The organism is Algoriphagus sp. AK58, assembly GCF_014324365.1.
GTDB lineage: Bacteria > Bacteroidota > Bacteroidia > Cytophagales > Cyclobacteriaceae > Algoriphagus.
Map to the genome: position 1 here is coordinate 93,005 of NZ_QEIG01000004.1, position 21,080 is coordinate 114,084.

Below are 21,080 nucleotides of genomic sequence, written 5' to 3' on the forward strand. Positions count from 1 at the left end.
AGTTAATTCAATTTGAAGTTTAAGTTGAATCCAATGGATCTGGTACTTGGAAGGCTTGTTCCTTCAATTCCCAAGTAGCTGATATTAGAACCAAAAGTGGCTTCCGGATCGATGTTTTCCGCCTTTCGCATCAAAATAGCCAAGTTTCTGGCAACAATAGAAGCTGTCAAACCTTTCAGCACCGGAACTGAATTAAACATTTCACGTGGGAAAGTATAGCCAAAGGTAAGTTGACGGAGCTTTATGAAATCACCATCTACCACGCTGGTTCTGGTTACGTTTTGAACTAGACCTCTGTAGTAATTTTCTGCTGTGGCAGTGATCTCATTGGTGGTGACACCACCTTCACGACCCACCAGTGTATTTTGGTGCAAGCCTCTGAAGTGAGAATAAAATTCGGTTGCTGACAACACTTTATTTCCAAAGCTGTAATCTATCAAAACGCCGAAAGTGAAGCTTTTAAATGTGAAATCGTTATTCCAGCCACCATACACGGTAGGAAGGACAGATCCCCAGTTTTTAAGTTCACCTCTTTCAGGGATACCTGCGCTGTTGACTACGATATTGCCATTGGCATCATACTTATAGTCATAAGCACGGATTTGAGGTCCAGGAAGTCCAACCACATAGGCAGTAACTGCGTTGCCTAAGGTTGCTCTATTTTGTCCAAGGTTGATCGGATTGTTGTTTGGATCAGTACTCAATACCTCATTTTTCACATTAGTAAAGTTGAGAGAAGACTTCCAGGAGAAATTGGCAGTTTGCACTGGGATACCAGTCACCAACACTTCTATACCTTTGTTACGAGTAGAACCTGTCGCAACCACCCCCGAATTAAAGCCTGAAGAAATGGAATAGTTGGCATTCATGATCTCATTGTTGGTGGTTTTGGTAAAATAGGCCATGTCAAAGGAGAGTCTTGTCTTGAAGAAGCTAAGGTCAAAGCCAACTTCGATTTCATCGGTGGTAAAGGGCTTCAAGGAGAGATTAGGAAGGCCCAAAGGTGAAGAACCTGCTGGAACACCTGCATATGAATTGGCGGAGTTGTAATAAAACTGGGTTTGATATGCTGCAAAAGGTTCACCGCTGGTCACTGCATAAGATGCTCTCAACTTACCGAAATCCAAAGCTGGCATATTCAAAAACTTATCGAACAAAAACGCACCCGTCACCGATGGGGAGAAGATGTTGTTGTTATTGACAGGCAAAGTACTGTACACATCATATCTACCTGTGGTAGTCAAGGTCAAGAAATCCTTGTATCCAAAGCCGAGAGAATAGAAACCAGAATGTACCTCACGTTCTTCAAAGCCATAGGATCGACCAAAGTTTACTACGTTGAATGGAGAGTATAGACCTGGAATTACAAAGCGCGAACCGCTTACTCCCACTGTTTCGAAGCTATTTTTTCGGATAGTACCACCAACCAAGGCGTCTAGGGAAATATCATCTGAAAGCTTAAAATCTCCTCCTAACAATGCATCCACGTTTAGTTCGGTACGGGTAGAAAGCCCTCTACCTCCAAGGTTCCCCTGCAAGTTTGCAGTGTAAGCCAATCCTGTAGGTTCGACATTGTAGAAGTCATCGTTGGAAACGTCATTACCGACGCGAAGCATGGCATAGATCTTAGGAGTAAAGCTATACTTTGCCGAAAGAGCAGAAATAGTCCGCTTTCTTCCAAGGTTATTGATGTTTTTGTTGGCTACGAAATATGGGTTAGTTACGAAAATATCATCACTGAAGACGATTTCATTTCCTGCTTCATCATAACCGGGAGCAAAGATGCTTGGTCGAATATTCGGAGCCAAAAACAGAAAGTTGTTTGGGTTTCTAGGCCCATCACTTAGGGAAGGAATGTTGGTCTGCTCTTGATCTATATAGTTGATCATGGCAGTAATATTTAGCTTTTCTGTGATATTTTGATCGATATTGAGGTTGATATTGAGTCGATCTACACCACTATTTGGAACGATAGAATTCGATTTTAAATTAGAAAGTGACAGTCGGAAGGCGCCGTCTTTTCCCAATCCCTTAGATATAGCCACCGAATTGGTAGTATTTGTACCAGTTCGGTAGAAATCAATATATCCTTCACTAGAAGGGGCATAAGGATATTGATTTCCATCGTAGCCGATTACATTTCCACCCATTCTTTCACCCCAGGCAAATCGGCCAGAAGTTCTCGCATCAGTTGCGGTAATGGGACGTTGACCTCCTGTACCTTGACCATATTCTCTTTGGAAATTGGTGAAATCCACAGCGTTTTCAGTCATCACGTTAAGGTTGTAAGTCAAGGACCAGTCTCCTCCTTTTTGAGCACCTTTGGTCGTGATAAGGATGACACCGTTTGAAGCACGGGCACCATATAGGGCTGAGGCAGCCTGACCTTTCAATACGGTCATGGTCTCGATATCGTCAGGGCTTAGGTTACCGATACCATCCCCATTGTCACTACCACCCCACTGTCCGGCAGAACCACGCTGGGTGTTGTCCATAGGAACCCCATTGATTACAAATAGAGGTGAACCTGTACCTGAAATACTTGGGAGACCGCGAAGGACGATATTGGATGAACCTCCAGGGCCACCATTGGTACCTTTTACCACCAAACCGGCTACCTGACCTGCCAGGGAATTTGCCACGTTGGTTTCTCTGGCTTTATCAAGGACTTCACTACTGACGGTTGAAACTGAATACCCGACTTTTTCCTTTTCCTTGGTAAGACCTAGTGCTACTACCACTACTTCTCCCAATACTCTTGAATCTTCCTCAAGAACCACATCCAATTGGGTCATGTTGCCCACGGTGTATTCTTTGCTGGCATAGCCGATAAAGGAAAAAACCAAAACGGACTTATCCGTTACCGAAATCGAATACTGTCCGTCTACATCGGTAGTAGTACCCGTCTGATTACTCTTGTCCAGGATTGTAACTCCCGGCATGGGAAGACCATCTGTCGAAGCAGTGACCTTTCCCTTCAACACTCTTCTCTGGTCCTGTGCCGAGACAGAAAAGCTCAGCAATAGCACCAATGCGAAAGTAATTGATAGAAACTTTCTCATAGCTGGTAATAAAAGGTTAGAAATAAATTGATTGGATTACCCGGATTCCCGGATGCTTTGGAGGAGAAAGGATTAAGTAAACCCTGCACCATATAATGACAATTAAAACCTACCACACAATTGAAAAGATCTGAAAATGAGAGAAAAACCACAGAAAATAGTTCGATTAAACAGTCTCACCTTAGTCTATAAGTTCTAAAGCTAAATAAATTAAAAATCCCTCAAAAGAATTTTATGAGTTTTTTTTGAAAAAAGTCATAAAATTTTCTCAATTTTTTTAAAAAAGTAAAGAATTAAGACCGTCATTTTTTAGGTTTATAGCTTTACTTTTTAAACATTTCTAAAAGAATTCATCAAGAAACACAAAAAACGAAATAATTAAAATATAACTTCTTTAAACTTGGCCCTAAAAGTCATTCAAAAATGACTAGAAACTGGAAAGATTTATTAGTTTCTGTTTTAAGATTTATAAAAATTTTTAAAAATGCCTTTATAAAAAAAGCCATCCTGATTCAGGATGGCTTTTCGACGACAATCACAAAGATTATCGGATAAAGAGCATTTCACGATATTTCACCAAAGGCCAGCTTTCGTCATCCACCAGCAGCTCAAGCTTGTCAACTGCATAGCGAATTTTGTCGAAATAAGCCTCTTTTACTTCCTTCTGATAGCCTTTTGCCCGCTTAATCACATCTTCTTCTTTGTTGAGCTTCTTCCGAGCTTCTGTCATCTCGTTGACAAAGGTTCTCAAGTTTGCAATGTGCTTAGACACTTCTTTGATCGTCTCCACAGGCGCGGAATTGTCCAGTCCCAGACCTTTCAAACCGTTTGCATTTTCGATCAGTTTGTTTTGATACAAAATCGCAGTAGGAATGATGTGATTCAAAGCCAAATCACCCATCACACGGCTTTCGATCTGTACTTTTTTGATGTAGGCTTCCAATTCGATCTCATGACGGGCATGCACCTCGATGTGGTTGAGTACGTTGTGACGTTCGAAAAGCTCTTTGGTCCCTTTCTTAGTATACACGTCCAAAGCTTCAGGAGTGGATTTGAAGTTATTCAAGCCTCTCTTCTCAGCTTCTTTTGCCCACTCTTCTGAGTAGCCATCCCCTTCAAAGCGGATCTTTTTAGATTCCTTGATGTATTTTCTGAGGACATTGACGATGGCTATTTTCTTCTCTTTGCCAGCGTTCATTTCCTTCTCGATGTCCTTATAAAGCTGCTTCAGCACCTCAGCCACGATCACGTTGAGGGTCATCATCGGACCTCCACAGTTGGCAGAAGAACCTACTGCACGGAATTCGAATTTGTTTCCGGTAAATGCAAATGGAGAGGTTCTGTTTCGGTCAGTATTGTCCAGGATGATTTCAGGGATCTTAGAGATGCCCAACTTCATATACATGTTGTCACCCTTCTCGATTTTCACGTTTCCGTTTTTCTCCAACTCATCCAAGAGTTCGGAAAGCGTTGCCCCTAAGAACACGGACATAATTGCCGGAGGTGCTTCGTTTGCTCCCAATCGGAAGTCGTTGGATGCAGAAGCAATACTTGCTCTCAACAAATCGGCATGGTCGTACACTGCCTTTACCGTTGCTACAAGGAATACCAAGAACTGAAGATTTTCTCTTGCAGAATTGCTTGGCTGGAACAAGTTGACCCCGGTATCAGTGATCAATGACCAGTTGTTGTGCTTACCGCTACCGTTTACGCCTGCAAATGGCTTTTCGTGAAAAAGAACTTTCAAACTGTGCTTCTCAGCTACTTTATCCATCAAGTCCATCAACAACTGATTGTGATCGATGGCTTTGTTGATCTCTTCGAAAATCGGAGCAACTTCAAACTGTCCGGGAGCTACCTCATTGTGACGGGTGGAAACCGGAATGCCCAACTTGTGCGCCTCCACTTCAAAGTCCATCATGAAATCTTTCACGCGGGTAGGGATAGAACCAAAATAGTGGTCTTCCAACTGCTGACCTCTTGCCGGAGTATGTCCATAAACAGATCTACCTGCCATCACCAAGTCTGGACGAGCTGCAAAGAGTGCTTTATCTACCACGAAGTATTCCTGCTCAATACCCAAGGATGGAGTCACTTTTCTCACATTACGGTCAAAGAGCTGACAGATCGCAACTGCGGCCTCGTTGATCGCCTCCATGGATTTCAATAAAGGAGTTTTGTAATCCAAAGCCTCTCCTGTGTAAGACACGAAGATGGTGGGAATACAAAGGGTCTTGTCAAACACGAAAATCGGAGAAGATGGGTCCCAAGCGGTATATCCTCTTGCCTCAAACGTAGAACGGATACCTCCGTGAGGGAAAGAAGATGCGTCTGGCTCTTGCTGAACAAGAGCTGAACCCTTGAATTTCTCCATACCGGCATACATGTCAAAGAAGGAATCATGCTTCTCTGCCGTAGAACCGGTCAATGGCTGAAACCAGTGGGTGTAGTGGGTTACCCCTTTAGATATGGCCCAAATTTTCACCGCGGATGCCACTTCTTCAGCGGTTGACGGATCGATTTTAGTTCCTTTGTCGATCGCTTCCATTACTTTTTTGTAAACGGAAGGAGCGAGAGACTGCTTCATTTGCGCAGGTCCAAACACATTGGTACCGAAGTAGTCTGAAATTTTGGTGGAAGGCGGGGTTACGCCGACACGAGGTCTTGCCTGAACCATTGCCAAGGCTGATTGTCTCAATGTTGCCATATCTACGATTTGTGGTTTAAGATTACACCCACAAAAATAGAAAAATATGTTTCTGAAAAAGAGAATGGCTCATTTTTGAGGTGATTTTTCAAAAAATTTCCACTTTTTTCAAAAAATCATGGTGATTTTATAGCCTTAAGCTGAAAAAAAGTGTGTTTTCGGGCCACAATTTCGAAAATTGTAAAAAGCTGGGGATTACTTACCTTTGCAAATCCATTATCTGAAGGAGAAAATTGAAAAAAGTTGCCTTTTATACACTCGGTTGCAAGCTAAATTTCTCAGAAACGTCTACAATCAGCAGACAATTTGAAGAAAAAGGCTACCTGAAAGTCGATTTTCAGGAAAATCCCGACATTTTCATCATCAACACCTGTTCGGTGACCGAGAATGCCGATAAAAAGTGTAAAAAGATTGTCAAGGAGGCCAAAAAGATATCTCCCAACTCTTATGTAGCCATCATCGGCTGCTATGCGCAACTCAAACCCACCGAAATTTCCGAAATCGAAGGAGTAGACGCGGTACTTGGTGCTGCCGAAAAATTCCGACTACACGAACTTCTGGGCGACTTTGCCAAAGAACAGGAAGCCAAAGTTCTCGCAAGCGAAATCACCGAAGCCAAATCCTTTAATAACGCCTACTCAATTAATGACCGCACTCGGACTTTTCTGAAAGTTCAGGACGGATGCAATTACGGCTGTGCTTTCTGCACTATTCCTTTGGCCAGAGGAAAAAGCCGAAGCAATACCATCGAGTCTGTGTTGGCTTCAGCCCGGGAAATCGCCGCTACCGATGTGAAGGAAATCGTCTTGACCGGTGTCAATATAGGAGACTTCGGCATCGTGGAAGGAAAACGAGTGGAGCGATTTGCGGATTTAGTGGTGGCACTGGATGAGGTAGAAGGGATCGACCGATTCCGAATCTCTTCCATCGAACCCAACCTCCTGACCAACGAGATCATCGAGTTTGTCTCCCGATCCAAGCGATTTGTTCCCCACTTCCATATTCCTCTTCAGTCAGGCTCCAACACTATATTAAGGAGAATGGGTCGCCGTTACCTTCGTGAACTTTACGAAGACCGTGTCAGCAAAATCAAAACCCTGATGCCGAATGCCTGCATCGGTGTGGATGTGATCGTGGGCTTTCCGGGGGAGACAGATGAACTTTTCCTTGAAACTTACAACTTCCTCAACGAGCTGAATATTTCTTACCTCCACGTATTTACCTATTCCGAGCGGGCTAATACCCGAGCTGTGGAGATGGATGGCATTGTGCCCTTGAAAAAGCGAAACGAGCGATCCAAGATGCTGAGAATCCTTTCTGAGAAAAAGAGAAGAAAGTTTTATGAGGAAAATCTGGGGCAGACCTTTACCGTTCTTTTTGAAGAAGACGTGGAAGATGGCAAGATGCATGGCTTCACCGAAAACTACATCCGAGTGGCTGCCAAGTACGACCCCATGCTCGTCAACGAACTCAAGCAAGTCACCCTGGATGCTATCAACGCTGCCGGAAACGTAGAGGTAAGGGAGCCGGAGATGGTATTCGAAAAGCATTAATTCCCAAACCATTTCAAATTTCACCCCTTCGAGACTCCAAGTCTGTGATATTTTTTTACCTCGGCACATGGGTATTGGGAGAAGTTGGATTTTATTGCTGAGGTAAGGAAATGGTGTTTTTCTTGGTCGGATTAGAAATCCTATCATATGACCTCGGAATTTCAAATTCCGAGGACCGCAAGGAAAGTAAAGCCTTACCGGGAATTCAAACCTCTTTCCTACTCGACAAACGTGAAATAATACCAAAAGGGCCTGGTCAAAGGGTTTGGTGGAACCCTAATTGTACAACTTTCTCATCTCCTGATTATTGGGCTTTTGTAATGGCCGGAGGAGCCCAAGAACCATCCATGGCTGCTTGCTCAGGACCATACACCCTCAGCACCAGATAAAACGGTTCCTTTGGGGCGGGCAGCCAGTTTGCTTTTTGCTCTGAACCGGCAGGCATATCAGGTTGGATGTAAATTGTAAACCCACCGTCCTTGTCATAAACCAAGCCTTCTGTAGTTGAATTTATCAGAAACCGATTGATCGGGTTTTTGACCATGTATCCGGCCACACCATCCGCTTGCTTATTGTACATGGTGATCGACCAGAAATACTTAGCTGGAGGGATATCCGACTTGTTGAAGTGGACCTTGTAGTTATGTTTGCTTCCGTCCAGAACTTCATTATCTGCATCCACATAGGCTATCGGATAGAACGCTTCCGCCTTATCGTTGGCATAGATACCCACCATCACTGCTGCTGCACGCAACAACCAATCTCCTTTGTAAAATTCCCTTGGCCCAAAGGCTTCCATCATATTCCAGCCATTTACCCGCTGGGCAATATTTTCGGCCTTATCCTGAATGTCCGTAATGGCAGCCTTTATCCCTTTATCAATGGCTGCAAGTACTTCTGGGGAATACTTGGTTGAATCGAAATCAGCACCAGGTGTTATGCCTATTTTCTCAAAGCGCTGAAGCGCCTCGCTGTCTTCGGCATGAAAAGGCTGTACCATGCTCAGGTAAAAATTGACATATTTAATAAATCTGGCGTCTCCAAATTCTTCAGGATTGAGTGGCACCCAATCTATTTTGGGAACCGGTAAAGGCTCCTTGCCATTGAATTCGTTTAGAGATTGAAGTTTGTATCCTTTTTGGATCTGCAGCACATTCGGAAGGTCGTCATTTCCTTTGAGCTGGGTCCTTCCTATAATGGTGACGAACTGGCTCTCACTGTAAAAAACAGCCTTAAACTTATCTGTTGGTATTTCACCCGTGTAACCCGGTCCCACAAACAGGTAATCCCCAGCTTCTGTGCCCGTGGTACGGGTGCCTATGAATGCAAAATTGTGGGTAAAAAGGTCTATGCATTGAAACACATAGTATCTATCCTTTATTTCCGGGATGGAGAGTACCATGGGTTCAGCCCTTAAATCCAGACCGAAGGGAGTATAAGGTGTATCTCCATTCATGGTGACCACATCCTTTCGGGTATCATCTGCAGGAATGGTATCATTCGTAATCCGGTTGAGGGGTCCGCGATAACCCGGGCTTTGGGGAGCTGCGGAAAAGTATTGGGCCTGGTACCCCATCAGCAATGGATAGGAGAAAATATAGGCTTCTTTGGCAATCGATTCAGCCTCATCGATATCTGTGGTAAGGATGGACTGTTTTTCGGGAAAGCATGATTGAAACATCCATACCAAACCCAAACAAAGGGTAAGAGAAAACTTTTTCATTGCGTGCTTTTATTAATTGTTGGCAATCATTTTCGGGTTCACCCATTTTCCCTGCAATACCTCTTCCTTAGGCCCATAAAGCCTCATCACAGCATAAAAAGGACCTGAGGGAGCAGGCAGCCAATTTGATTCAAGCGCCTTACCCGGCGATTCATCCTGAATGTAGAAGGTGATAGAGCCGTCTTGGTTTTTGACAAAACTATTGGCATGGGTAGAGCTGATCAGGTATTTGTTTAAGGGGTTGTCGACCAACAGTTGAGTTTTCCCGTCGTACATGGTCAGTGACCAAAACGATTGCACGGGTGGCAATTGACCCGGTTCAAATGTGAGGGTATACTTATGTTTGGAGGCATCGAGGGACTCCCCAAGGTGATCGGTTAGATACATGGGATAAGTCGCCTCCTGGGCTGAATTCCCATAAATCCCCAAAAAAGCCCCGACAGCCCTGAGCAAATAGAAATCGTCGAATCCGTAATTTTCTTTTGCACTTTTTTCCAGGAATTCCCGGGTTCCAAATATTTTGGAGCTTCCCAATGGATCGGATGACTGGGATTTAATAAAGGCATTCATCTCCTCAAATCCTTCGCTCACGCCCTTCTTGATTGCCTCCTGTATTTCCGGATTGAAAGAAGTCAGCTCAAATCCCTGCTTAGTTCCAATCCCCAATTTTGCAAACTCCGCAAATAAAGAATCCTCCTTTTCAATAGGTTCAATAAACTGGACAATGGCATCAAAGTAGCGGAATGAGGCTTCGGTAAATTGATCTCCCTCTACCCATTCTGGAAACACATTCTGGAATTTATTTTCCACAGCTGCTTTGCCCAGATACTCGTTGAGCGTCTGTACCTGATAGTCATTCTGCAGTTTTTTTACATTATCCAGATCGTTGGCATCAAAGAGCTGGGTACGGATAATCGTAAAAAAAAGCCCTGTTTCGCAGCGCACTACCTGGGTAATCCCTTTCGGAATTTCACCCTCCCAATCCTGGTTTGCGATCAGGTAGTTTCCGGCTTTGTGGCCCGTGGTTAAAGAACCGATGTAGAAAAAGTTGTGGGTATATAAATCGATCAACTGGAAGCTATAGTATCGGTCCGGGTCAACTTCAGGAACAGACAAAACGAGGGGCTCATTTCGAATGTCACTCCAAAACATACAATAGGGGGTGTCGGAATTTGGGGTCACGATTGCTTTATCCTGTGGGGAGAATAGTCGCGCTTCACAAGACTTTTCATTGAACTCCCCCTTGTAATCGCCGGAATTTTTATCGATGGTATTCGCATAGAGCGCCTTATAATTCATGACCATGGGAAATCCATAAATAAATGCTTTTTTGGCTATTTCCCGGGCTTCGGAAGGATTAAGTTCTCTGTTTTTTTGGCATTGGGTAAAAAGAAGGATGCCCAAAATCAGGAAAAGGAAAAATCTGGATGTATGTACCATTTAGTTCGTGTTGGTTGAATTGAAAAACTGATTTCAAAAAGAACTTGACTAAAGGAAGAATTAAAAAAAACCTCCTCAAAAACATGCAACCTAAGACCTGACAAGCATGGCTGAAATAGCTAAAACTAAGCTAGAAAGAGCCGATTTCAGGAATATTGATCCACCGTAAATGGTTTCAATGACTTAATTAACTTATCTTTTTGATTTTATTCAAGAAAAAATGTAATTATTGTGCCTATCAATTTATCGTTTCTTTATTAAACTGATTTTTATTTTTCCTTTAATGCTATTGAAAATAGGTTTTGGTTGTAAGTTTTCAAACTAGAAAACGCTTGGCTAAATCCCAGCAATTCTTCTACCCTTTCTGAATAGGAATTAGATATAAGTGAGGGGTTGATGAGTAATTTTTTAAGAATTTAAAGGGTAAGGATTCCGGCTTAGTCAGATCGTCGAGTCTCGGGTTAAAGTAGCCGAATTTAGCTTAAGCCATGAGAGGGGATTTTGAGGGAAGGTTTCTCAACAGAAATGATCAAGGGAGAATTTGGATACCGGGGTATAGAACTGATTTTTTGGTCGGATTGAAAATCCTACCAAAGATGGCCCAAACACCAAATGTCTAGTATTAGGAAATCACTTTACACCCTCTTTAAAATGACTCCGAGTAGAAGGGCATTTTGTGAGTCCTTAAAAATCCAGTCCAAATTTTCAACATTCGAGTAACAAGGGCTTTTGAAAATATCCAAAGACCTCTTTGAAGGTGGAGGCCCTTTCTTCCCCTTTGGGGTCCAGGCTCAACCCCCTTAAATATCCTCAGCTCCAGCGGAGGTCATGAAGAATCACGATCCTTCGGATCTCCTTTAAAGACAATTCCTCTATCCTAACCAGTGAAATCTTGGAACACGCAACTCCCAAGAAGCAACGATATCCATCACCGCAGGCGGGAGCCCGTGGTTGCCACATCCCTTCCAACTTTAGCCACGCAGTGGTGAAACTTTTCTTCCCCACTTCCATTCCTAACATTTTTTTTTAATTTCATCCTAGGCAAAAAACCATTTTTTGTGAAAGACCCAATGCAATTACCACTGATCGCCGACGAACCCTGGCTCAAACCTTTTGAAGCCGTAATCAAAAAGCGATACGACAATTTCCAATCCGCCATCCGTACTATCAACGATTTCTCCGGTAACATCCTGGAGTTTGCCCGAATGCATGAGTACTATGGAATCCAATTCGATAAAATCCGCAATGGCTGGATCTATCGGGAATGGGCACCGGCTGCCAAGGCCCTTTTCCTCATGGGCGATTTCAACTGGTGGGACCGCAATTCCCATCCCCTTCGCCGCAATCACCGGGGAGATTGGGAGATCTTCCTGCCTTTAGAGCAATACAAGCATACGTTTGTCCATGGAAGCCGAATCAAAGTCCGTGTCATCGGTGCCAATGAAACCGATCTGGACCGTATTCCGGCCTATATACGTCGGGTGATTCAGGACGAGTCCACCCATGACTTTGCCGGGCAACTCTGGTTTCCAGAAAGCGAATTTGGCTGGACCGATCAGGAATTTTCCCTGAAAGAAGCTGCCCAAATGCCCTTGATCTACGAATGCCATGTGGGCATGGCCCAGGAAAAACTCGGGGTCGGCACCTATAAAGAATTCGAGGAACTCATCCTCCCCCGCATCAAAGCCGGGGGCTACAATGCCATACAAATGATGGCGGTCATGGAACACCCCTATTACGGTTCCTTCGGCTATCATGTCTCCAATTTCTTTGCGCCTTCCTCCCGATTTGGGACACCGGAAGAATTGAAAAGCCTGATCAATACTGCCCACCGCATGGGCATCGCCGTCATCATGGACATCGTGCATTCCCATGCGGTGAAAAACGTGCTCGAAGGCCTCAATGAATTTGACGGAAGTGCCGATCAATACTTTCATCCCGGACCCAGAGGGTATCACGAGGGCTGGGACTCCAAGCTTTTCAACTATGGCAAGTGGGAAGTGCAACAGTTTCTCCTCTCCAATATCCGCTACTGGCTGGAGGAGTTTCACTTTGACGGATTCCGCTTCGACGGGGCCACTTCCATGCTCTACCATCACCACGGACATGTGTCTTTTGATTCGGCGGAGAAGTACTTCGATGCAGGAGTGGACGAAGAGGCCGTACTCTATTTTCAGCTGGCCAATACGCTGATTCATGGACTCAAGCCCCAGGCGATTTCCATAGCCGAAGAGGTCAGCGGCATGCCGGGACTGAGTCGAAAAGTGGAAGATGGAGGTCTTGGTTTCAATTTCCGTCTGGCCATGGGGATTCCTGATTTCTGGATCAAGACACTGAAGCACAAGCTGGATGAGCAGTGGGACATGTTTGAGCTATGGCACGAGTTGACCAACCGACCGCTTCGGGAAAAATCCATCGCCTATGCCGAGAGTCACGATCAGGCGCTGGTCGGGGACAAAAGCATTGCCTTCTGGCTGATGGACAAGGAGATGTACTTCTCCATGTCCGTCTTGGAGCAAAACTTGGTGGTGGATCGGGGCATCGCCCTGCACAAACTGATCCGCATGATCACGCTCACGCTGGGCGGTGAGGGCTACCTCAACTTTATCGGCAATGAATTCGGGCATCCCGAGTGGGTGGACTTCCCCCGACTGGGCAACGACTGGAGCTACCAATACGCCCGTCGGCAGTGGTCACTCGTGGATACGCCTCACCTACGCTACCGCCAACTCGACGCCTGGGATAAGGTCATGATCCAACTCGCCACCGAACACCGACTCCTCTCCACCCCTCCTGCCGAGCAACTCTTCCTCGATCCCGACAAGAAGATCCTAGCCTATACCCGTGGGGGATTGATCTTTGTATTTTCTTTCCATCCTACCGAGTCCTTTTTCGGTTTCCCGATCCGTATGCCCGAGGCAGGAACTTATCATATCCTGCTCAATTCCGATGAAAAAATCTACGGGGGCTTCGAGCGCCTTGAAAAGTCCATCGCCTACCCTACGGACAAAGACCAACAGGTGCATTTGTATGTGCCGAACCGGGTGGTGATGGTGATGGAGAGGAAAAAATAAAGGAATAAAAGTGGATTAATTGATCCAAATCTGAATCGAAATTACTTTTGAAGTACTTTAAAATAAAAGTTAAGGAAAGTTGCGTCTAGATTAAACTTCTCTTTTTATAGTCGAGGTTTGTGACCACACCTCCGTATTCCTTCAAATTTTTAATTTGCTTTCCTTAGAAATCACGGTTTTATGGAAGAACGACATACAAAAGTACTTGGGAAAATTTTTGATGCAGGTCCTGAGGGTTTCCAAGGCAGCATGAGTGCAAAAAAATACATGTCCATCACCCAAGTTTCCAATGCAACAACTACCAGATACCTGCAATACCTCTATGAGCGGGGTATGCTGACCAAATCGGGGCAGGGTGTCGGTGCGGTATGCGTTGAACTTTTCTTTGTAAAAAACAATAATGAGAAGCATTTCTGGTTGGCTTCTAAGAGGTGGGTGAGTATCAGCTTCGGTTCAGGATTTCATATTTGAATCACTTTTCCATAATAAATAAGCATGTAGTCCTATCCAAAAAAAGTACATCCCAAAACCAATTCGCTGACCAACTCCTGGAATTTCAGGAAAAATAAAAGTCCAATTGCCACAAACAATGCTAAGCCAAGTAATGATTAATCCAATCCATCGGCCATTATTCCAATAGCTGATTTTATTCATTAATCGTGGGAAGGTGAAGGCACCTATCAGAAAGAAAATGTAAGAACCAACGCTTCCAATACTGTGCAAAATCATAGTGGTGGAATTCCTATCTTCAAAATCTCCCGGAAAAATCCCTGCCAAAGCCATGAATAATCCGCTCCCGACAATGCCTATAAGAGGCCATTTGTTGGAATTGTTTTCTTTCAGGTATTGGAAAAGTCCATAACCAAACAGAGAAATCATCAAACCGGGCAGTATATAGCCAAACAAATTAAATACCCAGCGGTTGGCCACATCCATTGACCCCAATTCACTGACAGCTTTGGTCAGATGACTGTATTCTGGTCTACCACTGCTAATTGACAGGTAGGTCATGACAAATAAAGCAGGTGCCAGAAGTCCCAACAAAGCATATACTTTTTGTGGATGCTTCATAATGCAAAAAGTCGATAGATGAAGCTCAATGGATTGTAGTACTTATGAGTTTGTTGCCTTTTTTGATGGTAGTGGTTTCTTTCGACTTTAAACTTTTCTTTTATTGACTTTTTCGGAATAACTGCTGAATCAATCTTTTGCAAGACCGTGTCTACTTTTACTGAGTTTTGCTCTAGATCATTGCCAGGCAAATTGTTAGCCTGTTGTGCTTGGATTGGCAGGCAAGATATCCAACAAATAGAGAAAATGAGGATTAGTTTTGTTAGCATATTGAATGAAATTCTGTGATTTGCTTGCAAAACTTGTGTAGGGTTTTCAATAAAAATTTGATCTATATCAAAAAGGGTCTTTTTCAGCCCTTATACGACTCAGGGTTTCTTGTGTTATCCCTAAGTAGGAAGCGAGCATCCCTAAGGGAACTCTTGAAACTTTGCTCTTAGAGGTCTTATTAAAGTACAGGTAGCGTTCCTTTGCACTAAAAAATTTAAAAGAGAGCGAACGCTCAGAATGTTCTAAGAAATAAGAAGAAATTAGGTTCCTTCCAAATCGCTCCATTTCATGGTAGGTGGCAAAACAGTTTTCAAGGTCTTCAACCCTTATGGCAATAAGTTCGCAAGGTTCGAGCGCTTGGATGAAAAAGTTATCTGGAATATTTCTCATGAAGCTATACACGGAGGTAATCCATTCTCCCTCAGCTGCAAAGTTGTCCGTGATTTCCTTATCGTCTTTTTGGTAATAAATACGAAGGAGTCCGGTATGGATAAAATAGGTGTGAGTACAAATTTTCCCCGGCTGATGCAGAAATGTTCCCTTAGGTACAATGATTTCTTTGCATATTTTTTGGATAGACTCCCGCAATGAATCTGAGACAGGTATATACCTTTCTAAGTGTTGGATAAGATGAGTGAGCATAGGAATCCTTGTTAAAATTGAACAGTTGGGTATTAGAAAGAAATTTTTTTTTAGGGAAAGATAGTTTTTTAGGTTTTAAAAAAAACCAAAGGCAACTATTACCAAATGGTAATTGAAATCATCTAGCCTTGCGCTTTTTTTGATACTCATATTCTACAGAAAATATTATATGTATATCCGCAATGACACCAGTAGCCAAATAAGTTCTTACTGACAGTTAGTGACAATTGCTTTAGTTGGGTTTCAACTTGCTTTTAATTAGGTCAAAATAGACGGTTTTGACCATGAACATTATCAATTTCATTAATCGGTTTCCGGACGAAGCTTCCTGTGTTGAATTCATCAAAGAACAAAGAATCCGGCAAGGGATCATTTGTAAGAAGTGCACTGGTCTCAAACACTATTGGCTTGAAAACAAGCTTTCTTTCCAGTGTGCCGCCTGTGGGTTCAGAACCAGCATCAAGAGCGGTACAGTCATGGAGAGCAGCAACTTACCGATTAGGATCTGGATGATGGCTATCACATTCATTACCGCTACCAAGAAGGGATTCAGTGCGGCTGAACTCCAAAGACAACTGGGGATGAAGCGTTATGAACCGATTTTCAGAATGTATCACAAGCTCAGGGCAGTCATGGGAAAACGTGATGACCGCTACAGACTTGAAGACATGGTTGAATACGATGAAGCTTTTGTGGGAAAGTCCACCAAAGTCCAAGTCCGAAGCAAACTCAAGCGAGGCCGAGGTACTCAAAAACAGTCAAAAGTGGCTGTGATGGCCGAATCGACTGTTTTAGAAGACCCTGAGTCGGGAAAGTTTGCTAAGAGCTGTAGGTACTTCAAAATGAAGAAAATAAAGAACTTGGAGGCAAAAACAGCACAGACTTTAATCAAGGAATACATTGATTCAAACGCTGTACTTCAAACAGATAAGAGTACCACCTTCTCAGATCTGAGTGATTGTATAGATGTCCATGTCAGAGAAATCTCTGGAACCAAAGAGGGCAATTTTAACCTCAAGTGGGTTCATATTGCCATCAGTAACTTAAAGAAACACCTGCAGACATACCATATGATAAGCGAACGAATGATGCAGAACTACCTGGATGAGTTTTGCTACAAGCTCAACAGAAGATACTTTGGTCAAAAACTCTTTGACCGACTCATCATTGCTTCGATTTACCCTTACTGGTATGATTGCGGATAATCATAAAATATTAAAAAATGACTTAAGCTTGGTTCTTTGGTAGTATTGGATTTTCCAAAAAAAAAAAAAATAAAAATGTTTATGTCATATTCAAGAATTACCATGACCTCCTCAGCTGCTTTTTTAGTTATCATGGGAATGGTTTTTTCATTTTTCCCACAGGAAATTTTATCAGATTTGGTTCAAGAACCAACCACTGCCTTAATACTCATATTCCAACTTCTCGGAGCTGTTTATATAGGATTTGGAGTAATGAACTGGATGTTGAAAAATACCAAAATCGGGGGAATTTATGCCAGACCCTTAATACTGGGAAATTTTGCGCATTTTTTTATTGGAGGATTGTCTATTCTTCGGGTGATTATGACAGGAGAAGTCGGTTCCAATATCTTCTTCCTAATCCTTGGGCTTTATATACTCTTCATATCATTGTTTGGCAGATTAATTTTTGTTGAGAGTAATTAGAGAATAACTTACCTATTTTATTAAAAAATGGTAATGAAAAAGATTTGGTTGTGCCTAATCTTGGCTTCCGGTAACAGCAACCATCCGATTGGAGCAAATATTTTTTTTAAGAAAGCCTAACATTGATGTTGATTCTTCACGATAATTAAAAAATTGGTAAGCTTAAAACTTCCCAAGACTAAGGCCCTTTCAATAAAACAAATTTTGCTATTTTCGATAAATCGGAGCTTTATTCATCATTAAAATAAAGGATACTGATAATGAAAGGTTCAGATTTGCTCTTGGTCTTGATGAGTGGATTGGGAGTCCTACATGGGATATTTTGTGTGATTTATCTCCTGTTTTCTACCAAATCAAGAGGTTTTTCTTCCCAAAAGATTTTAGCTATTTTGGTGTTATTCCTTTCATTGAGGGTAGGAAAATCCCTTTGGTTATACTTTGCTGACTTCATTCCACTGAAGGTCATTTTTGTAGGACTAACTTTTATGCTTACCATCGGTCCATTATACGTTATGTATATGGATAAACTTATTCATGGGAACGAGTGGAGGACTAAGGAAAGCTTCCATTTTATTCCCTTTATTATGTTCTTTTTGTTTGGAATCAGTATGGAAGAAGCTTTTCTAAAAGCACTTCCTACAGCGGGTGTCCTTTTATTTTTTATAATTTTTTACGGTCATTATATTGGCTATATAATCTTTGGATTATTCAGGGTAAAATCATCAAGTTCTACTGCTGTAAAAAAAGAGTGGTTAAACCTGATTGGGATTGCGCTTGTCTGTATTTGGTTTGTCTATGTCTTGAATCTTTTTGAAGAAAAAGTCCCTTATGTCATTGGGCCTATAGTGTATTCGGCCGTAGTTTACAGTACGACACTGATAGCTATCAAGAAATCTTACCTGACCTCAATCGCCCATCAAAAATATAAGAGTACCCCATTGGGAGATCCTGAGATTTCTTCATTGTATCAGGCAATTCTTGCCTATTTAACTACCCATGACGCATATACTAACCCTGATTTGACTTTAGATAAATTGAGCGAGGCCGTCCATGCCACTCCACAAAAAGTTTCAATGGTAATTAATCATCAATCAGGGAAAAATTTCAATCAGTTTATCAATGGATTCAGGGTTGAACAGGCAAAAAAACTCTTAAAGAGTTCAAACCATTCCCATTTTACGGTTGCAGCCATCGGTATGGAAGCTGGATTTAACAGTATCAATACCTTTAATCAGGCATTTAAAAAAGAAACGGGAATTACTCCATCTGAATTCAGAAAACAGCAAGATTAAATTTCAGGTTTTATTTTTTATTTCAACTGAATGACCATTTGGTATAGCGGAATGACCATTTTGACAGCTTTGGGTTATTGAATTTCAGTCATTTGCAGAAAAAAAAGCAAATGAAAACATTATTCTTTTTCTTTCTTACAGTATGTGTAGTTGGGACAGTCCAAGCACAGGTAAAAGGTGTCAAAGTTGAAGACGAGCGGAGGAGGTACCTGGTTTACCTTCCAAAGGCTTATCATGAAAACCCCGAACAGTCTTTCCCATTAGTGTTCAATTTCCATGGCGGGGGGATGACTGCGGCCGAGCAGATGTTCTATACCGGGATGAATAATACAGCCGATAAATATGGGTTTATCGTGGTATATCCTACCGGAATCAACCAAGATTGGAATGTTGGTTTTGATATGTCCTATCAGCATGGGCATAAGGATGTTGAATTTGTACAAGCGATGCTGACGTCTTTGAAAAAAGAATACTCCATTGATGAGAAGGCTATTTTTGCCTGCGGATTATCCAGAGGAGGCTTTTTCACCCATAGGCTAGCATCCGAATTGCCAGATACCTTTGCGGCTATTGCCTCCATATCTGGTCCTTTACCGGATTCTGTTCAATTTTTTCATAAACAGGCAAATCCTATCAGTGTCATGCAGGTTCATGGAACCGAAGATAGGGTAGTCAACTTTGACGGGAAACCCAACGCCTATGCATCTGCCCAAGATACCTTTCATTTTTGGTTAAAAAACAACGGTTTAAATCCAACAGGGGCAATTTCACAGGTGTTTGATAAACATCAGGAAGATTCAACTTCACTTGAGTGGATTCAAGTTAAGGGAAAGGTTGTGTCCGTACATTTGCTTTCGATCACAGGAGGAGGACATACATGGCCGGGTGCGGACCCTTTTAATATTGGTTTTCCACTAGGGAAAACCTCCAAGGAATTGGATATGAATGAAGTGCTCTGGGATTTTTTCAGTAAAAATAAAAAGCCTTAAGGGTTTTATAGAGGCTTTGTAAGAAAAGCACATTCATAAGAATTTAAAAAGAGCTCATATGTTCCAAGTTAGAAAAATTCTTGCTGTGATAGCTGTCATTATTGGTGGTAGCGTGTTGCTTTTAGCCCTATTGGTGGTATTGCCCGTTCGCCCAATCCAGCTAGACTATCCAAAGGGAGAACACCTGTTGATAAAAAACATTGCCGTAGTAGATGTTAAAAATGACACGATTCTTCCAGAGAGAAATGTATGGATTGTTGGAAATAAAATTCAGTCAATTGATACAAATGAAATTGCTGTCCCCAATGATACCAAAATCCTAAACGGCTCCGGGAAATTTCTGATGCCTGCCTTATGGGATATGCATGTTCACTTGATGCAATTATCTCCAGCCATAGGATACCCTCAGTTTATGGCTCATGGAGTAATGCATGTACGGGATATGAGGGGAGCACTGAACAATCGGGATGTATTTGCGAGTAGGAAAGCAAGTCTTGAGAAATGGAACCGACAAGTACAAAAAGGAGAATGGGTTGGACCTTTGGTCCATTCCTATTCTACCCCCGCATTAGACGGGCCTCATCGCATGTATAGGTCATTACCGGATTACTTCAATTGTGCTACCCCTGAGGATGCCATCAGGCTTGTTAAGCATGTCGTGGAAGCAGGCTATAACCAAATCAAAATTTACAACAACCTATCCCGCGAGTCTTTTTTTGCCCTAGCAAAGGAAGCCCAAGCACAAGGAATAACTATAGCGGGCCATAAACCATATAGGGTTACAGCCATAGAGGCATCCAATGCCGGTATGAAAAGCTTGGAACATGGCAAGTTTTTGCTATGGGAAAGCACCGACCGGAGAGATAACATCATCAGGCATGAGAATCCCGAGCGTCTGGATAATACAAATTTCCGAAGGCACCTGATTGATGACCACGATACGGTTTTGGTAAAGGATATTTTCAAAACCATGGTGAACAATGGTACCTATTACTGTCCAACTCTTTTGACGCGCAAGGCAGATGCCTTTGCAGATGATGATCAGTTCAGAAGCCGTTATGATAAAATCAACCCGATTTTTCGTTTTCTTTCCTTTGAAGATTTGGACCAAACGATTTCAGAAGACACATCCAAACTTGGGAGAAAAACCTATAGGGACTTTTATTTCAAAAGCAGAGAGGTAACCTATCAAGCTTACAGAAATGGGGTAAAAATATTGGCAGGCACGGATGTGCCTGAATTGCCGGGCTCTACTTTGCACGAGGAACTGCAGGAATTATCCGATTCAGGAATTCCTGCAGGGGAGGTTTTACGTACGGCAACTCTTTATCCGGCACAGTACTTCAAACTTGAACATCTCCACGGAAGTGTAGAAGAAGGAAAGCTTGCAGATTTAGTGATTTTGCATGCCAATCCTCTGGAAAATATATCCCATACCCAACAAATTCAGTCGTTAATTGTACAGGGAAGGTATATCAATGAACCTCAAAGGAAGGATTTATTAGAGCAATCGGTCAAAAAATCAAAGAGTATCCAAGTCACAATCAAATTGATTTGGGGAATGCTGTTATTTCTTACTGTCTAATC

Annotated in this window: 14 protein-coding genes; 8 read left to right on the forward strand and 6 right to left on the reverse strand. The window is 42.6% G+C overall.

Annotated elements, in window-relative coordinates; genetic code table 11:
• Positions 1 to 2: 2 nt before the first annotated feature.
• Together DDT91_RS03350 and DDT91_RS03355 are read right to left on the reverse strand one after the other, a co-directional pair.
• A complete protein-coding gene (locus DDT91_RS03350) occupies positions 3 to 3,062 on the reverse strand; it encodes a SusC/RagA family TonB-linked outer membrane protein (RefSeq protein ID WP_187174719.1) in 3,060 nt (1,019 codons plus the stop codon).
• A gap of 544 nt (positions 3,063 to 3,606) precedes the next feature.
• Positions 3,607 to 5,769: a glutamine synthetase III gene (locus tag DDT91_RS03355; RefSeq protein WP_187174720.1), complete on the reverse strand. Its 2,163-nt coding sequence runs from the start codon at positions 5,767 to 5,769 to the stop codon at positions 3,607 to 3,609.
• A gap of 233 nt (positions 5,770 to 6,002) precedes the next feature.
• Between DDT91_RS03355 and mtaB the strand changes: the two genes are divergently transcribed.
• The gene (mtaB, locus tag DDT91_RS03360) at positions 6,003 to 7,322 is read left to right on the forward strand and encodes a tRNA (N(6)-L-threonylcarbamoyladenosine(37)-C(2))-methylthiotransferase MtaB (RefSeq protein ID WP_187174721.1); all 1,320 of its coding nucleotides are present in this window, start codon (positions 6,003 to 6,005) and stop codon (positions 7,320 to 7,322) included.
• 304 nt (positions 7,323 to 7,626) lie between these two features.
• Here the strand turns inward: mtaB and DDT91_RS03365 are convergent, their stop codons facing one another.
• Both DDT91_RS03365 and DDT91_RS03370 read right to left on the reverse strand, forming a co-directional pair.
• Positions 7,627 to 9,045 (reverse strand): DUF1254 domain-containing protein, encoded by a 1,419-nt coding sequence (locus DDT91_RS03365; RefSeq protein ID WP_255502009.1) that lies wholly within the window; start codon positions 9,043 to 9,045, stop codon positions 7,627 to 7,629.
• 12 nt (positions 9,046 to 9,057) lie between these two features.
• Positions 9,058 to 10,485, reverse strand: a complete 1,428-nt coding sequence (locus DDT91_RS03370) for a DUF1254 domain-containing protein (protein ID WP_187174722.1) — start codon at positions 10,483 to 10,485, stop codon at positions 9,058 to 9,060.
• Positions 10,486 to 11,543: 1,058 nt separating this feature from the next.
• Here DDT91_RS03370 and DDT91_RS03375 point away from each other — a divergent pair.
• On the forward strand, positions 11,544 to 13,559 hold the full coding sequence (locus tag DDT91_RS03375; RefSeq protein ID WP_370539284.1) for an alpha amylase C-terminal domain-containing protein: 2,016 nt from the start codon (positions 11,544 to 11,546) through the stop codon (positions 13,557 to 13,559).
• A 180-nt stretch (positions 13,560 to 13,739) separates the two neighbouring features.
• The gene (locus DDT91_RS03380; protein WP_187174723.1) at positions 13,740 to 14,030 is read left to right on the forward strand and encodes a hypothetical protein; all 291 of its coding nucleotides are present in this window, start codon (positions 13,740 to 13,742) and stop codon (positions 14,028 to 14,030) included.
• Here the strand turns inward: DDT91_RS03380 and DDT91_RS03385 are convergent.
• Positions 14,013 to 14,630, reverse strand: coding sequence for a DUF998 domain-containing protein (locus tag DDT91_RS03385; protein ID WP_187174724.1), 618 nt, complete (start codon positions 14,628 to 14,630; stop codon positions 14,013 to 14,015). The genes DDT91_RS03380 and DDT91_RS03385 overlap by 18 nt on opposite strands.
• 336 nt (positions 14,631 to 14,966) lie before the next feature.
• Positions 14,967 to 15,542, reverse strand: a complete 576-nt coding sequence (locus DDT91_RS03390; RefSeq protein WP_187174725.1) for a Crp/Fnr family transcriptional regulator — start codon at positions 15,540 to 15,542, stop codon at positions 14,967 to 14,969.
• Positions 15,543 to 15,826: 284 nt separating this feature from the next.
• On the opposite strand from DDT91_RS03390, the gene DDT91_RS03395 reads away from it, so the two are divergent.
• The 5 genes from DDT91_RS03395 to DDT91_RS03415 all read left to right on the forward strand — a co-directional run bounded on the left by DDT91_RS03395 (position 15,827) and on the right by DDT91_RS03415 (position 21,078).
• Positions 15,827 to 16,747, forward strand: coding sequence for an IS1595 family transposase (locus tag DDT91_RS03395; RefSeq protein WP_187174726.1), 921 nt, complete (start codon positions 15,827 to 15,829; stop codon positions 16,745 to 16,747).
• 36 nt (positions 16,748 to 16,783) lie between these two features.
• The gene (locus DDT91_RS03400) at positions 16,784 to 17,212 is read left to right on the forward strand and encodes a hypothetical protein (protein ID WP_187174727.1); all 429 of its coding nucleotides are present in this window, start codon (positions 16,784 to 16,786) and stop codon (positions 17,210 to 17,212) included.
• 518 nt (positions 17,213 to 17,730) lie between these two features.
• A complete protein-coding gene (locus DDT91_RS03405; protein WP_187174728.1) occupies positions 17,731 to 18,504 on the forward strand; it encodes an AraC family transcriptional regulator in 774 nt (257 codons plus the stop codon).
• Between the two features lie 110 nt (positions 18,505 to 18,614).
• Positions 18,615 to 19,493 carry a PHB depolymerase family esterase gene (locus DDT91_RS03410; RefSeq protein WP_187174729.1) on the forward strand — a complete coding sequence of 293 codons (879 nt, stop codon included), beginning with the start codon at positions 18,615 to 18,617 and terminating at the stop codon, positions 19,491 to 19,493.
• A 58-nt stretch (positions 19,494 to 19,551) separates the two neighbouring features.
• Complete coding sequence (locus DDT91_RS03415) at positions 19,552 to 21,078, forward strand: amidohydrolase family protein (RefSeq protein WP_187174730.1); 1,527 nt, start codon at positions 19,552 to 19,554, stop codon at positions 21,076 to 21,078.
• The last annotated feature ends 2 nt before the right edge of the window (positions 21,079 to 21,080 follow it).

Excerpts from the sequence above, each read along its gene's own strand:
- DDT91_RS03415 (WP_187174730.1), top strand. The coding sequence starts at position 19,552 with ATGTTCCAAGTTAGAAAAATTCTTGCTGTGATAGCTGTCATTATTGGT.
- DDT91_RS03410 (WP_187174729.1), top strand. The coding sequence starts at position 18,615 with ATGAAAACATTATTCTTTTTCTTTCTTACAGTATGTGTAGTTGGGACA.
- DDT91_RS03365 (WP_255502009.1), bottom strand. The coding sequence starts at position 9,045 with ATGAAAAAGTTTTCTCTTACCCTTTGTTTGGGTTTGGTATGGATGTTT.
- DDT91_RS03405 (WP_187174728.1), top strand. The coding sequence starts at position 17,731 with ATGGATAAACTTATTCATGGGAACGAGTGGAGGACTAAGGAAAGCTTC.
- DDT91_RS03355 (WP_187174720.1), bottom strand. The coding sequence starts at position 5,769 with ATGGCAACATTGAGACAATCAGCCTTGGCAATGGTTCAGGCAAGACCT.
- DDT91_RS03380 (WP_187174723.1), top strand. The coding sequence starts at position 13,740 with ATGGAAGAACGACATACAAAAGTACTTGGGAAAATTTTTGATGCAGGT.
- DDT91_RS03370 (WP_187174722.1), bottom strand. The coding sequence starts at position 10,485 with ATGGTACATACATCCAGATTTTTCCTTTTCCTGATTTTGGGCATCCTT.
- DDT91_RS03350 (WP_187174719.1), bottom strand. The coding sequence starts at position 3,062 with ATGAGAAAGTTTCTATCAATTACTTTCGCATTGGTGCTATTGCTGAGC.
- DDT91_RS03385 (WP_187174724.1), bottom strand. The coding sequence starts at position 14,630 with ATGAAGCATCCACAAAAAGTATATGCTTTGTTGGGACTTCTGGCACCT.
- DDT91_RS03390 (WP_187174725.1), bottom strand. The coding sequence starts at position 15,542 with ATGCTCACTCATCTTATCCAACACTTAGAAAGGTATATACCTGTCTCA.
- DDT91_RS03395 (WP_187174726.1), top strand. The coding sequence starts at position 15,827 with ATGAACATTATCAATTTCATTAATCGGTTTCCGGACGAAGCTTCCTGT.